Here is a 13,961-nt window from a genome sequence, read left to right on the forward strand (position 1 = left end):
GGGCGTGTTGCCACGTGCCGGCGTAGCACTGTGTTGCTGCGCCGGGCTGCTCGGCAGTGCCCTGGCGGCGGACTACAAGCTGTTGCCGGGCGGCGAGTTTCGCAGTGTGCTGCCCGCCGATGGCAAGAATGCCCCGACTACCCTGCGGCCGTTCTGGCTGCGCGCTCAGCCGGTAAGCAATGCCGAGTACCTGGCGTTTGTGCGCAACCAGCCGCAGTGGCAGCGTGGCGTGCCGGCGCAGGTGTTGGCCGGCGCGGATTATCTGGCGCTGTGGGCCGGGCCGCTGAGCTTTGCGCCCTTGCAGGCCAACGCGCCGGTGACCCAGGTCAGCTGGCATGCGGCCCAGGCGTTTTGTGCCAGTGAGCAGGCACGCCTGCCGCACTGGTACGAGTGGGAGTTTGCCGCCGCCGCCGATGAGCAGCGCGCCGATGCCCGCCAGGACCCGCAGTGGCTGGCGCGGATTCTCGGCTGGTATTCGCGCCCGGCCAATCAGCCGCCCCAGGCCATTGGCCTGGAACCGGCCAACTACTACGGCATTCAGGACCTGCATGGCCTGACCTGGGAATGGGTCGAGGACTTCAACGGCCTGTTCGTCAGCTCTGACAGTCGTACCCAGGATGAGCAGAAGCAGCTGGAGTTTTGTGGCGGCGCGGCTCTGTCGTTGGGCGACAAAAGCAATTACGCGGTATTGATTCGCCTGGCCCTGCTGGCCGCCATGCAGGCCAACCAGGGTGGCAATTATCTGGGTTTTCGCTGTGTGCGCGAGCCCGAGCAAGCATCAGGAGCTACACCATGAAAGGTTTCAAACGTTGCAGCCTGGCCTTGCGCCAGGTGCTGTTGTCCATCGCCTTGCTGCTGGTCCCGGGGGTTGCTACCTGGGCCGCACCCGCGGCACCCAGTGCCGCCTCGGCAAGCATTCCCGCCGACTCGCTGTACGGCTTGCCGGTGGCCCTGGTGGATGCCCAGGGGGTCAAGTTCGACTGGCGGGAAATGGCCGGCAAGCCCTTGCTGGTAACCATGTTCTATGGCGATTGCGCCTCGGCCTGCCCGGTGTTGATCGAGAGCCTGAAACTCACCATCGCCGAGCTGCAGCCGGCGCCCGGCAGCCTCAGGGTGCTGATGGTCAGCCTCAATCCACAGCACGACACCCCGGCCTCCCTGGGGCATCTGCTGCACATGCACAAGATCGACGGGGATATTTTCCGTCTCGCGGTGGCGGCCGACGAGGGCCAGACCCGCGCCATGGCGGCGGCCTTGCAGATCAAGTATCGGCAGCTGGATAACGGCGAAATCACCCACAACACCAGGGTCAGCCTGCTGAATGCCGGCGGCCAGGAAATCGCCAGCAGCACGCTGCTTAAATCCACCGCCGACCAGGCCCTGCTCGCCGAGTTGCGCAAAGCCCTGCAGTAAGCCCGGCAGATACCCGCGCGGCGGTCTGCAACGGGCTGTCGCGCGTGGCACTTGGCGGTTAACAGGCTGTTGAAAAACCTGGGCGAGGAACACAGCTAGAGCAGCAGGCCGAGCTTCAGGCGCTTGGGCAGTTTGCTCACCACCAGCTGGTGCGAGCGGGTCAGCAGCTCGCGCAGCTCGGCGTCGCCCAGGGGGCAGGGCTGCGCCATGCTGATCCAGTGGGCGCGGGCCAGGTAGGGCGCGGGGCGGATGCCGGGACGGTCGCAGTAACCGAGGAACAGGTCGCTGTCGACCTTGAAGGCCAGGTCGTCGTGGCTGCGCAGGTGGAAGAGGGCGAACATCTTGTTCTGCGCCACCGAGAACACCCGCACGCCGCCCCATTTGATGTCCTCGCGGGCGCCCGGCAGGCTCAGGCAGAAGGCGGCGATCTGTTCGGGTGTCATCTGGGCGTCACTCGCGGAAGAAGACCTGGACCAGATGGTAGCCGAACTGGCTCTTGATCGGGCCATGCACGGTGCGCAGCTCCTTCTTGAAGATCACCTGGTCGATGGCGCGCACCATCTGCCCGGGACGCACTTCGCCCAGGTCGCCGCCGCGCTTGCCGGACGGGCAGGTCGAATACTTGCGCGCCAGCACGTCGAAGGCTTCGCCGGCGGCGATGCGCTTTTTCAGGGCGGCTGCTTCCGCTTCGGTCTTGACCAGAATATGGCGGGCCATTGCCTTTGCCATGACGGGGTCCTCATTTTGCTCGGGCCGCTATTGTGCCAGTATTTGTTGCGCCATCAGAATGGCGCCAGTTTTAAGGCCTTCTCGTCGGGCAATGCCGCGCCGATCTTGGCCTACCTTATTAAGTCTTCACCGACGGAAGCGCTACCCATGGACCTCTCCGCAATGCTGAAAATCCTGGCGACCCAGGATGGCTCCGACCTCTACCTGTCCACGGGGGCACCGCCTTGTGCCAAGTTCAACGGCGTACTCAAGCCGCTCAGCAATGAGCCGCTCAAGCCCGGCGACGTGGCCGCGATTGCCGCCGGCGTGATGGACGCCGAGCAGCGCGCCGACTTCGAGCGCGAGCTGGAGATGAACCTGGCGATCTCCCTGCCGAACATCGGCCGCTTCCGCATCAACATCTTCAAGCAGCGCAACGAAGTCTCCATCGTCGCGCGCAACATCAAGATGGAAATCCCCAAGTTCGAAGACCTCAAACTGCCGGAAGTGCTGCTCAAGAGCATCATGGAAAAACGCGGCCTGGTGCTGTTCGTCGGCGGTACCGGCTCGGGCAAGTCGACCTCCCTGGCGGCGCTGATCGACTACCGCAACCGCAACAGCGGCGGCCACATCATCACCATCGAGGACCCGGTGGAGTACGTGCACCGGCACAAGAAGTCGATCATCAACCAGCGCGAAGTGGGCGTGGACACCCGCAGCTTCCACGCCGCGCTGAAGAACACCCTGCGCCAGGCGCCGGACGTGATCCTGATCGGCGAGATCCGCGACCGCGAGACCATGGAGCACGCCCTGGCCTTCGCCGATACCGGCCACCTGGCGATCTCCACCCTGCACGCCAACAACGCCAACCAGGCGCTGGACCGCATCATCAACTTCTTCCCCGAGGAACGCCGCCCGCAGCTGCTCAACGACCTGGGCAACAACCTCAAGGCCTTCGTCTCCCAGCGCCTGGTCAAGACCGTGGACGGCAAGCGCCGCGCGGCGGTGGAGGTGCTGCTCGGTACCCCGACCATCCGCGACCAGATCAAGCGCAACGACTTCTCCGAAATCAAGGAGACCATGGAGAAGTCGAAGAACCTCGGCATGCAGACCTTCGACATGGCCCTGATCGACCTGGTCCACGAAGGCAGCATCAGCGAGGAAGAGGCGGTGAAAAACGCCGACTCGGCGAACAACGTGCGCCTCAAGCTCAAGCTGCACCGCGAAAACCCGGCCAACGCCGCGTCCGCCCCTGTCGCCGCGCCGGCCCCGGCTGCCGCCGCGCCGGCCGTTGCGGCCGGCAGCTGGGAATTGAAGCTGGAAGCCCTGCCCGAGGACGAGCCGGCTGAGGACCCGGGCCGCCTCAGCTAGGGATGGCCACGCGGTTGCGGCAGTGCGGGGCGCTGTTCAGCGCAGCAGCGGCTTGAGCGCCGCGGCCAGGTAGGGCGCCATGGCCACGGCGTTGCTCGGATGGGCGATGCAGTCGGTGCTCCATACCTGGCCGACCCCGGCGGCGCGGATGGTCGCCAGGGCATCGCCGGCGAACAGGGCATGGGTCACCGCCACATCCACCGAGCTGGCGCCGGCGGCCAGCAGCTGGCGACAGGCCTGGGCCAGGGTGCGTCCGGAGCTGGCGATATCGTCGAGCAGCACCACCTGGCGCCCGGCCAGCGGCATGTCGGGCAATTCGATGGAGACGTCGCGGTCGCCGTGGCGCACCTTCTGGCAGACGCCGTGGGCGAAACCATGGCTGCCGGCCGCCACCTCGATCCACTGCACGGATTCGGCATCCGGGCCGATCAGCACCGCCTGCGGTCGCTGCCGGGCGATCAGCTCGGCCAGGGCCGGGGCGCCGGACAGGGTCACGGCATCGGCCAGCGGCACCGCTTCATTCAGGCTGGCGACCCGGTGCAGGTGCGGGTCGACGGTGATCAGGCCGTCGAAGTGCTCGGCGAGGAAGCGCCCGACGATGCGCTGGCTGACCACCTCGCCGGGGTTGAAGGCGATGTCCTGGCGCATGTAGGCCAGGTACGGGCTCACCAGCAGCAGGCGCCGGGCGCCCAGGGCGCGGGCTTCCCCGGCCAGCAGCAGGAGCTCGACCAGGCGCTCGTTGGGGTGGTCGAGGCCACGGTAGATCACCAGCTGCTCGGGCAGGCGGGCGTTTTCGTCCAGCGGCAGGCGCAGGCGCAGCTCGTCGTCGGGGAAGCGGTGGCGCTCGATGGCGGCGGCCTCCAGGCCGCAGGCTGCGGCCAGGCGCAGGGCGGCGGCGCGTTCATCGTCGAAATACAGCAACAGGCTTTGCATCAGAACTCCACGAAGACGTTGGGCACCTGGTCCGGGCGCCCGAGGCTGAAACCGTTGGCCCGCTCGCAGGCCTGGCGGGCGAAGCTGAGGTCGGCGGGGAAGTCGGCATGCACGCGGTACAGGCAGTCGCCGGCCTTGACCGCCTCGCCGAGCTTGCGCAGCAGGTCGACGCCGGCGCCCTGCACCTTGGGCGCGCCGGCCAGGCGGGCGATGCGCGCCAGTTGCAGGTTGTCGATGCCGGTCACTACCGCGCCGTGGTCGGCCAGCACCTCGAAGGTCAGCGCCGCCAGTGCCGGCTGGTTGAGGTCGAAGGGCTTGGCGCCCTGGGCCTGGATGATCGCCTGCATCTTGTTCAGCGCGCGGCCGGAGTCGAGGATGTCGCGGGCTATCGCGTAACCGTCGCCGCCGCGCACGTCCGGGTCGAATTCGAGCATGCGCCCGGCCAGGCGCAGGGCCTTCTGGCGCAGGTCATTGGGTGCGCGCGGGTCGTTCTGCAGCACCTGCATCACGTCGCGCGCCTCCAGCACCGGGCCGATGCCGTTGCCGACCGGCTGGCGGCCATCGGTGATCACCACGTCGATGGTCAGCGCCAGGCGCGAGGCGACGAATTCGAACAGCTTGCGCAGGCGCTGGGCCTCGGCCATGGAGCGCACCTTGGCGGTGGGGCCGATGGGAATGTCGAGCAGCAGGTGGGTGGAGCCGGCGGCGATCTTCTTCGACAGGATCGAGGCGACCATCTGCCCCGGCGAGTCGATGGACAGCGGCCGCTCCACCGAGATCAGCACGTCGTCGGCCGGCGACAGGTCGCTGGCGCCGCCCCAGGCCAGGCAGCCGCGCTGTTCGCGGACCATCTCGCACAGGCGCTCGAAGGGCAGCTCGACATTGGCCAGCACCTCCATGGTGTCGGCGGTGCCCGATGGCGAGGTGATCGCCCGCGAGGAGGTCTTCGGGCAGAGCATGCCGTGGGCGGCGACGATCGGCACCACCAGCATCGAGGTGCGGTTGCCGGGGATGCCGCCGATGCAGTGCTTGTCCACCACCGGATGCTCGCGCCAGTCCAGGCGCCGGCCGACATGGGCCATGGCATCGGTGAGGAAGTACACCTCTTCGCGGTCCAGCTCGCCCTGGTTGCAGGCCACCACGAAGGCGGTCAGTTCGATCTTCGAATAACGGTGCTCGGCGATATCGCGCACTATGGCCTGGAAGTCCTCGCGCTGCAGGCGTTCGCCGGCGATCTTGCGGTGCAGCGCGGGGATCGACGCGGCCGGTTCGGCCTGGGCAATCGAGGCCAGCTCGCCGGCCTGGGCGCCGAGCTGGGCGAAGGCGTCTTCGGACAGGCCCAGCTCGTCGCAGCCGACAATCGCCGGGTCATCCGCCAGGTTGAGGCTGGCCAGGATGCGCTTGCCATTGACGCGGATCTCCACCTTGGCCAGGGCCTGGAAACCCTCGGCGCGGCAGGCCGCGCAGTCACGGTGCAGGTAGGCGACGTTTTCCCGGTAGGTATCGATGGCGACCCGGCGCAGCTTCAGGCGCACGGGCGGTTTCTCGGTGGCGGTGGCGTCGGAAGAGAGGCTCATGGGGCTGCTTCGCAGGGAACATGCCTTTATGTACCCGCTTCCTCGCGGCCTTGCCAAGCGCCCCGGCGCAATTTGTCACGCCGGCTTGCGCCAGGTCAGGGAAGTGGCGCGTACGCCCCGCGCCAGGCATCCGACCGCGAGTCCATGCCTGGCGGTTCTACCAGCCGTTGACATAGGCAGTGACTAGCAGGGGGATCAGCACCGGCAGCAACATGACCGTCCCCATCAGCACTGCGCCGTCTGCCGCTACAGTGATGGGCGTCAGTGGCGCTCTGACCAGGGTTTCCGTAGTCGATTGTTCGGCAACGATCTCGACCGAATAGGTTTTTTCGAGCTGGAGCAAGTTGCTGGGAGGCTGGAACTTGCCGGCCCTGTAGCGCTTGCCAGTCAGGTCGTATGAAAGCTTCAACTTCTTTTCATAGTCTGGCTCAAAGCCCAATTGCAGGGCTGCGTCGCGGTCTGCGGCAGTGAAGTGCTCCCCTTCATTCAGGCTCAGCCAGGCGTCTATGTTGTTGTGCTTGTCAATTTTGACCGTACCGATATGCGCTTCGAGCTTCTTGCGCAGGGGGGAGCCGAGGGTGCTGGTGAGTTCCTCGGGCGTGTCGAGAATGTAGTGGTACTTGTCGCCCAGCAGGGCAAGGCTCTTGCCGTCACTGGCGATCAACACCGAGGAGACCTTCTCCTCATACTTGTGGTCGGCATGCAGGGTGGAGGTGATGCAGCCAGGCAGTTGGCTGATCAAGGCCAGAAGGCCGCCGGTCAGCAGCACTCGTTGGAGCGGATTCATCCTTGTATCCCCGTCAGTAGAAACGTTGTGTGGAGGCCATTCATCCGTTGCGTGGCGCGGCTCTTATGCCGCCTGGCCCGGCGCAGTACAAGCGCTTGAGCTCGGCCTGTGACGATTTTGCGATGCCTGCCTCGCTTCGCCGCCGGGCCTGGGCTGGCGAGTCAGCGTGCCGCGCGGCCGAGCAGGGTCTGGAAGTACTGCTCGATGGGCTCCGGCAGCAGATCCTGCGGGTGGTCGCCGCCCAGGGTGGCGATGCCGCTCTTGCCGGCGATGATCGCCGAACTTTCGCTGTGCCCGGAAAACACGTCGACCAGCTCGACCTTCACCTGCACCTTGTCGCGCATGAAGTTCCATTCGGTGGCGCGGTCCTCCCAGTGCAGGATGGTCGGGAACACCAGGTAACTATGGCCACCCTGGCGCGCCGCGGCGAGGGCCTGCTCCCGTCGCTCGACGCGGCTGGCGGCCACGGCCTCCTGCGCATTGTTCTGCAGGGCCTGGCGGATGATGGCGCTGGTCAGCTTGCCGGAGCCGGGGTAGGGCTTGGCGCCGTACATACCGTCTGCCGGCTGGGCGACATAGAACGACGAGCGTGCGGGCAGGCCGGCGTCGCCTTCCTTGATGAATTGGGTGGAGTCCATGCAGCCGCCCAGCATCAGCAGCAGCGCGGTGATCGTCGGTCCTTTCATGGCGTGGTCTCTGTCGGTCGGGTTGGCCAGGGCAAGTGTAGGCTCACCTCGGCGAGCCGGCGGTTGTCTGGTCAGGGTTGCCTGAGCCGCTAAGGCATATCCATGAGATCGCTGGGCGCCGGCGGAAAATGCTGTCATTCGCCCCGGCGCCTGCTGCGTGCTGGCTCAGCAGCCGGGTTTGACCAGCCCGCTGCCGATGCTGATGGCGTTCACCTCGACAGCGGCAAAGCTCTGCTGCGCCTGGCCGTCGAAGTCGCGCTCGCAGTTGAAGCGGGTTTCCATCACCCAGTCTTCGCCCTTGGCGGCGGTCATCTGCTGCTGCCAGCGGTTGGAGGCATCGAGGGCGGCATCGCCGGCAAGCACCACTTCCAGCATGACTTCGCGGAAATTCACCGCATGCGGGCCTTCCCAATAGGCGTAGGCGGAAGGCTCGACCGCATTGCCGCACAGGGTCAGGCAGTCGGAGTAGAAGCTCAGGTCGCCGGCGGCCTGCTGGAAGCTGCCGACGGTGAGCGGCTGACCGGCTGGCGGGGAAAAGGACTCACCGAGGAAGCTGCTCAGGTCGACCTGGCAGACGGGCGTCAGCTCCATGCGCAGGGCGGCGACGCTGTTGTTCTGGATGGTGGCGGTGATGTTGCAGCCACTGATGCGGAACAGATGCTGGCTGCCATAGGACTCGCGTGGAATCCCGGCGATGGATTCAAAGTAGCGCTGGGTGGTGTTCAGCATGTCGCCGTTGAACACTTCGGCAACGCTGGCGGCCTGGGCGAGCGGGGCGCAGAGGGCGAGCAGGGCGGTGGCGATCAGGGTGCGGGCAGGCTGTTGCATGGCTGAGTTCCTTTCATGACTACGGTTTAGCAAGGCTGTTGAGCGGGCCAGAGGCTCTGTCTATAGGGGTGCTGAACTGGCTGCTGTCACGCGCCAGTCAGCGGAGCGTGGCTGGCGACTGGGCCCGGCAGAGGGCGCGGGGTTCCGCCGGGGGACAGTAAACAACAGGGCCAGGTTTTGCCAGCCTGAGCTGGGAGCGCCGCCGTAAATGTGAAAATAAATGTGAAGATTAGCGGTCTTATGGCCTTTCAGATAATCAATGGAGGCCCTTATCTACGCAGTATTTCAATATTTTTGAATGTGAAATAAAGTGTGAAGAAATTTACTGCGGCGGGAGCCTGGATCTCATGCCTTTGATCGCCTCGAAGAGCTGGCTTGACCCCGTGCTGCCGGAAGATCTGCCGCCCTCGATCATCAGCCGTGCCGACGCGCTGCCGGCCAAGGTGGCATTCCTGGCCGGACGGCTGGCAACGGAAACCGCCGAACAGCTGACCCGCCTGCTGCGGATCACCAACACCTACTACTCGAACCTGATCGAGGGCCAATACACCGCTCCCGCCGACATGCAGCGCGCGCAGAACGCACCGAAGCGCGAGCGACGTCTGCTCAAGGACCTGGCAATCAAGCATATGGAGGCGCAGCTGGTATTCGAGCGCGCCTTGCGCCGCTACCCAGCCGAAGGTTTCCGCCAACTGTTCGACCCGGCGCTGGTGTCGGCCCTGCATTATCGGCTGTTCAAGGACGCCGACGAGGCCAGTCGCACGCTCGCCGATGGCCGTCTCATGCAGCCCGGGCGGCTGCGCAGCACTGCCGACGAGCAGGTGGTGGTGGGCCAGCACGACGCGCCGGATGCCGCCGCGGTACTGGCGATGCTCAGGCATCTGCAGGAAGGGTTCGGCCGTATCGTCGATCCCCGTCGGCAGTTGATCGCCGTGCTGGCCAACCATCACCGGCTGGCCTGGGTCCACCCCTTTGTCGATGGCAACGTCCGTGTCGCGCGTCTACTCACCCATCTGCAGCTGGTGCATCTGGGTTTGCAGCCCGGCCTGTGGTCACTGGCTCGCGGTCTGGCACGCCGGCATGAGGAGTACTACCGGATGCTGGCGCTGGCCGACAGGCCGCGCGAGGGCGACCTGGATGGCCGCGGGCAGATGTCGCGCCGGCATTACTTCGGCTTTATCGAGTTCATGCTCGATGTCTGCCACGACCAGATCGACTACATGACGGCCGCGCTGAACCGGGAGGCACTGCGCGAGCGGGTAACGCGCGCCTTCAGGTACAACGAGCGGCTGTTGCAGCTGAAGGTCAGGCCGGAGAGTGGGCCGGCCGTGCTGGCGCTGATTCTGCAGGGGGCGATGCCGCGCAACGAGCTCAAGGTATTCACCGGCCTCACCCCGCGGCCGGCGATCGACGAGCTGCAGCGTCTGATCCAGGCCGGCGTGGTGCTTAGCCCGACGCCGAAATCCAGGCTGGTGCTGCCAGGCCTGCCGGCCTGGTTTGCCCAGGAGATATTTCCGGACCTGCACCGGCGTTTTCAGTGAACTGCGTTTGCCCACTACTTGTGGGGAGAGTCCATATACGCATTGTTAGCGGCGATTACACATGTGATTCTTGGCTTCAGCTTTGATTTGATCAGGTGTAATAAGTTTGCCTTGAGTAATTGATTTGCATATTGGCAGTATCCACTCGGCATTCGCGCGGCGCAGTTCGCTAATAGCCGATTCAGAGTACGGTTTGTCAAAAAAATCAGCCGCCTCGTACTCTTGGTATATTTCATTGAATGAAGAACCATAGGAAATACAAAATCTGTGACCAGCAGTGTATTTGTACGTGCAACGGAATGCTGATGGTGAATTGCTTTCTTCCCCGAGAATCATTGCTGTGACACCTCTCTATAGAGAGCCGCTAACGTTTGGTTAAGGGGCCGGCTTTAGCCGGTCCCGAGTGAGCGAAGCGAACGGCTTGAACCAGTTGTTAGGTGTGGTTGCCGATTACTGCTTCTGAACCTGAGGCTGGGGTAAGCTTATATAAAGGTTGCGCTCAACTCTATACAGGAAGGCACATTGCCATAAACCCAGTATTAAAAATATGAACCCCAAGGCTCTAGCCAATATTGCATATGCTGAAAGTAATGAAGCTTCTTGGTTAAGAAAGCTTGCAAAGCAGAGAGCCACACCAGACACGGAGACAAAATGTGCTGCAGCCCAGCGAAACGCTAAATAGCCACTGAGCTCATGATTGATTGCTCCTGAGTATCGCCATTTTAGAAAGAAAGCATATGGCTCGTCATAAGTCATTCCGTTTGTGTGTAGGAGTGATGGCACTGACCAGCGGAGTTTCCATGCTATTGCATCCATGACTATCCAGAGCGCTAGACGATAAAGTGTAAAGGATGCAAAGCCCACAGCAGTAATGGCGGCTGCCGCCACTAGCTCATTTGTTACAGCCCAATCAGTTAGGCTCTGGTACTCGTTGATGCTTAATGTTGCGATTGCCGAAATAACAGTTCCGGTGAGTAGGTACCGAATTGCAATCTCGATAGTGGAAATTAGCTTTGTCAATGTATCCACAGTGCTGTCTCCACACCTAACGTTTGGTTAAGGGGCGGGCTTTAGCCCGTCCCAGTGAGCGCAGCGAACGATTTGAACCAGTTGTTATGCAATTACAACTGTGCTTTTCCTGACGACTGCTGCTCTTGAATTGGTTCTGCTCGACGATATAGTGCCAAAAGAATTTTCAACTGCACCAGTTCATTGCCGTTTGTGATTTTTTGTATTGCACTTATTTGTTCTGGGCGCAATTTAAACTCGGAAGATAAGCGTTTAATTGACTGCTGTATAAATGCGATGTCGTCTTGCATTAATTTTGACTCGGCCTCTTGAACCTTGATTTGGCCTAATCTTCTGCTGTGATAACTTTTTACTATTGTGTCGTATGTTTTGTTTAGGGCTAAAACTGATGCGCATAATGCGCTAACTAAAATACTGACATCTGAAGCGATGGCTACAGCACCACTAAGCTCAATAAAACCAGGTGAAGCATATTGGATTTTGTTTACTTGAAGACGGTACTCATCTGGCGTTAGGCCGTAGGAACCTTTGAAAAAATTAACAACACTGTAACCGCCGCCCCATGGGTAGGTGGAGAAATCCAGCCCGACGTATATTCCTTCATTTACGCACTTGAGAACATAGAAAAAACTGTATAGCTGAACGTACTCTTTGGTAACTACGGAAAGGTCATGTAGCTCCCAGCGTTTATCCAGCTTTATTTCAATTTTTCCAATGTCCATTCGAAATTCTCAATAAGTGCATAACGTTTGGTTAAGGGGCGGGCTTTAGCCCGTCCCAGCGAACGAAGTGAGCGATTTGAACCTGTTGTTAGGCGGGCTCATGAGTCACGGGATGCTTTGGTTTTTGCAAACGTGTTTTTCATACCCTCGCCATAGTAGAAATGAGTACACATAACCGAAGAGAATAATAAATTTAATTAAGCTGCCTTGGTTTAGTTCGTAATCATTTCCATTGAAGGCCAAGTTTATAATTTGAATTAATTTAAGTGGAGGGTTGAATATTAGTATAAATAGGATGACCCCTATTAGTGGGGATAAAACGTAGTAAATTTTTCTCCTGAGATTTAGGTAGTGATAAGTTAGTGCAATTGGCAAGGCTATTAGGAGTGTAATTGTGCCAATCATGAATCCGCTAAAAAATATTGTGACAATCAGTACGTGTATTTTAAATCCATTAAGTATAAATAAAAGCCCACTAACCGCTAGTGTGCATGCGATGAATCCAATCAGCAATGCAGTTAATGGGACCTTGATAGATGCACGGTTCTCTTGAGGCATAACTGGAAAGCCTAACGTTTGGTTAAGGGGCGGGCTTTAGCCCGTCCCAGTGAGCGAAGCGAACGGTTTGAACCACTAGTTAGGGTTGCTAGAGTAAATATCACTGGTTGACGTGATTTTATTCATTCATCAACAAGGTATTTAGGTGTGGTTTGTTTTACGAAATTATCAATTTCTTTCCACTGTGGCAAATATGTGCGAGGGAACGTGTAATTGACTATAATTTGCGGCGTGAGAGAGTGTGAGCCTTTACAAATCGCATAATTCGATTTACTCCAGCAGCGAAATATAGTTGTTCCAGATTCAAAGTAACTTGAAACTCCATCATTACTGTAGTATTCAAGTAGGCCTAGGTTGTCATGTTTTATTGCTAATTCCGGAGAGTTTTTTCTTTGTTCTGTTGCTGTATCAAGAAGTTCTGAGGTCACCTGAGACAGGTTGGTGGTATTTCTTGGTATTACATAACGCAACCTGCGAATATCTCCGCCCATACCATTTCTTTTGTTTTTAATTATAAGTGCAAGAATGTTTTTGGCATCTGGGTCGGAAAAAACTTCCTCGCGTTCGGCTGTGCGAGGACCAAAATCAGGCAATAAAAATCTTATTTCAATTCTATCCTGCATGCGCCCCTTGTTAGGAGGGCTCATTATGCGGCTATTTTCGATAGAGAATAAATGGTTAGCAGGTATCGCGAATGTTGAACCTGCTGGGCGCATATTAACTTTTATAATTTTGCTTGTGTATCGATCGACAATATTTGTTTTTTTAGAATGGCTTGATTCGAAGCGCTCAAGGCTTCCACCAAAGTAAGCGTGAGCACTAATAGCAGCAACGACAATTAGTAAAAACTTTATTCGTAACGCTGTATTTGATGGCTCGAAAGGTTTTACATATTCAAGTTGATAGAATATATATGATAAGACTAGGGCTGCGGCCATGCACAATGGTGCAATGAAGATTACCGCTCCCAAACCCAGACCAAATGAGCTGCCTATTAAGTCGTACAGACCGATATACACATATAAGAAAACCGAAGCACTTGAAATAATTGCTAGTAATGCGGCGGTGTACTCCAGTGCTTTTTTCAAGGGGCAACCCTAACGTTTGGTTAAGGGGCCGGCTTTAGCCGGTCCCGAGTGAGCGAAGCGAGCGACTTGAACCATTTGTTATGTGCTCGCTAGGCGCTCCAGGATAGCGCTAGAAAGAACAATAAGCTGCCGAGAATGTATTGCCACCTAAATAGTGATCTGTCGATGTGTTCGGCGAGTGTTTTACCCTTGTAGGACTCAATTTTTGAGCCAAGCACTGATAGCGTTGCTGAAAGTATAATACCTACCCCGAAGACCTGAATTGCATTTGTAATGAGAGTCGAGGGCTTCCCGAGTAAATACTTTAGCCCAGCGCCAATAGCGATTCCGATAATAATTGATGAAAAAGTTATTAGAAGCGAAGAAAGAAAAGAATTCCTAATTGTATTTGCTCTGTCTAGGTTGTGCTTTTTCCATTCGGCAACGACTTCTGGAGGAGCCTTTCCATCGGGATGCGCTTCTCTAAGCTGCTTGTTGTCTCGGAGTTCTTGCTCTATCCCCGCGTTGGTGGCGTACTCAGAGAATTTCTCTGGTGAGAATATGAGCAATGTTGTACCAACAATAATCTGCTTTGTTTTCATGATAGGCACATAACGGACAGGTTAAGGGGCGCCCGCGAGCATAGCTTGCGGGCGTCCAGAGTGAGCGAAGCGAACGACCTTGAATGCTGTAATGGACTTTCCCCGCGCCACACTCTAGATGTCGAGTGGCGTGTTACCG

15 protein-coding genes are annotated in these 13,961 nt (G+C 59.3%); 4 read left to right on the plus strand and 11 right to left on the minus strand.

Going from position 1 to position 13,961, the window contains the following annotated elements:
* Nucleotides 1-4 precede the first annotated feature (4 nt).
* Both F3I16_RS16270 and F3I16_RS16275 read left to right on the plus strand, forming a co-directional pair.
* Nucleotides 5-796, plus strand: a complete 792-nt coding sequence (locus F3I16_RS16270) for a formylglycine-generating enzyme family protein (RefSeq protein WP_218573275.1) — start codon at nucleotides 5-7, stop codon at nucleotides 794-796.
* Nucleotides 793-1,413 (plus strand): SCO family protein, encoded by a 621-nt coding sequence (locus tag F3I16_RS16275; RefSeq protein ID WP_160494598.1) that lies wholly within the window; start codon nucleotides 793-795, stop codon nucleotides 1,411-1,413. Before F3I16_RS16270 ends, F3I16_RS16275 begins: the two co-directional genes overlap by 4 nt.
* 95 nt (nucleotides 1,414-1,508) lie before the next feature.
* Here the strand turns inward: F3I16_RS16275 and F3I16_RS16280 are convergent, their stop codons facing one another.
* Together F3I16_RS16280 and F3I16_RS16285 are read right to left on the minus strand one after the other, a co-directional pair.
* Complete coding sequence (locus tag F3I16_RS16280) at nucleotides 1,509-1,856, minus strand: MmcQ/YjbR family DNA-binding protein (RefSeq protein WP_160494599.1); 348 nt, start codon at nucleotides 1,854-1,856, stop codon at nucleotides 1,509-1,511.
* 7 nt (nucleotides 1,857-1,863) lie between these two features.
* A complete protein-coding gene (locus tag F3I16_RS16285; RefSeq protein ID WP_160080532.1) occupies nucleotides 1,864-2,142 on the minus strand; it encodes a peptidylprolyl isomerase in 279 nt (92 codons plus the stop codon).
* Between the two features lie 147 nt (nucleotides 2,143-2,289).
* Between F3I16_RS16285 and F3I16_RS16290 the strand changes: the two genes are divergently transcribed.
* Nucleotides 2,290-3,492, plus strand: a complete 1,203-nt coding sequence (locus F3I16_RS16290) for a PilT/PilU family type 4a pilus ATPase (RefSeq protein WP_178116681.1) — start codon at nucleotides 2,290-2,292, stop codon at nucleotides 3,490-3,492.
* A 36-nt stretch (nucleotides 3,493-3,528) separates the two neighbouring features.
* Here F3I16_RS16290 and F3I16_RS16295 read toward each other — a convergent pair whose 3' ends face one another.
* The 5 genes from F3I16_RS16295 to F3I16_RS16315 all read right to left on the minus strand — a co-directional run bounded on the left by F3I16_RS16295 (nucleotide 3,529) and on the right by F3I16_RS16315 (nucleotide 8,303).
* The gene (locus F3I16_RS16295; protein WP_160494600.1) at nucleotides 3,529-4,425 is read right to left on the minus strand and encodes a ribose-phosphate diphosphokinase; all 897 of its coding nucleotides are present in this window, start codon (nucleotides 4,423-4,425) and stop codon (nucleotides 3,529-3,531) included.
* Nucleotides 4,425-6,002, minus strand: coding sequence for a thymidine phosphorylase family protein (locus tag F3I16_RS16300; protein WP_160494601.1), 1,578 nt, complete (start codon nucleotides 6,000-6,002; stop codon nucleotides 4,425-4,427). The genes F3I16_RS16295 and F3I16_RS16300 overlap by 1 nt, the downstream gene beginning before the upstream one ends.
* A gap of 157 nt (nucleotides 6,003-6,159) precedes the next feature.
* Nucleotides 6,160-6,789 (minus strand): hypothetical protein, encoded by a 630-nt coding sequence (locus F3I16_RS16305; RefSeq protein ID WP_160494602.1) that lies wholly within the window; start codon nucleotides 6,787-6,789, stop codon nucleotides 6,160-6,162.
* 161 nt (nucleotides 6,790-6,950) lie between these two features.
* On the minus strand, nucleotides 6,951-7,475 hold the full coding sequence (locus F3I16_RS16310) for a DUF4823 domain-containing protein (protein ID WP_256670204.1): 525 nt from the start codon (nucleotides 7,473-7,475) through the stop codon (nucleotides 6,951-6,953).
* A 165-nt stretch (nucleotides 7,476-7,640) separates the two neighbouring features.
* Nucleotides 7,641-8,303 carry a hypothetical protein gene (locus tag F3I16_RS16315; protein ID WP_160494603.1) on the minus strand — a complete coding sequence of 221 codons (663 nt, stop codon included), beginning with the start codon at nucleotides 8,301-8,303 and terminating at the stop codon, nucleotides 7,641-7,643.
* 347 nt (nucleotides 8,304-8,650) lie between these two features.
* Here F3I16_RS16315 and F3I16_RS16320 point away from each other — a divergent pair, with 347 nt between their 5' ends.
* Nucleotides 8,651-9,844, plus strand: coding sequence for a Fic family protein (locus F3I16_RS16320; protein WP_160494604.1), 1,194 nt, complete (start codon nucleotides 8,651-8,653; stop codon nucleotides 9,842-9,844).
* 450 nt (nucleotides 9,845-10,294) lie between these two features.
* On the opposite strand, the gene F3I16_RS16325 is transcribed toward F3I16_RS16320, so the two are convergent.
* The 4 genes from F3I16_RS16325 to F3I16_RS16340 form a co-directional block, all read right to left on the minus strand.
* Nucleotides 10,295-10,873 (minus strand): hypothetical protein, encoded by a 579-nt coding sequence (locus F3I16_RS16325; RefSeq protein WP_160494605.1) that lies wholly within the window; start codon nucleotides 10,871-10,873, stop codon nucleotides 10,295-10,297.
* A gap of 92 nt (nucleotides 10,874-10,965) precedes the next feature.
* Nucleotides 10,966-11,595 (minus strand): hypothetical protein, encoded by a 630-nt coding sequence (locus tag F3I16_RS16330; RefSeq protein WP_160494606.1) that lies wholly within the window; start codon nucleotides 11,593-11,595, stop codon nucleotides 10,966-10,968.
* A gap of 680 nt (nucleotides 11,596-12,275) precedes the next feature.
* Complete coding sequence (locus F3I16_RS16335) at nucleotides 12,276-13,241, minus strand: hypothetical protein (protein WP_160494607.1); 966 nt, start codon at nucleotides 13,239-13,241, stop codon at nucleotides 12,276-12,278.
* 89 nt (nucleotides 13,242-13,330) lie between these two features.
* Nucleotides 13,331-13,822 (minus strand): hypothetical protein, encoded by a 492-nt coding sequence (locus tag F3I16_RS16340; protein ID WP_160494608.1) that lies wholly within the window; start codon nucleotides 13,820-13,822, stop codon nucleotides 13,331-13,333.
* Nucleotides 13,823-13,961: the final 139 nt, after the last annotated feature.

It is taken from the genome of Pseudomonas sp. L-22-4S-12, from assembly GCF_009799935.1.
GTDB lineage: Bacteria > Pseudomonadota > Gammaproteobacteria > Pseudomonadales > Pseudomonadaceae > Aquipseudomonas.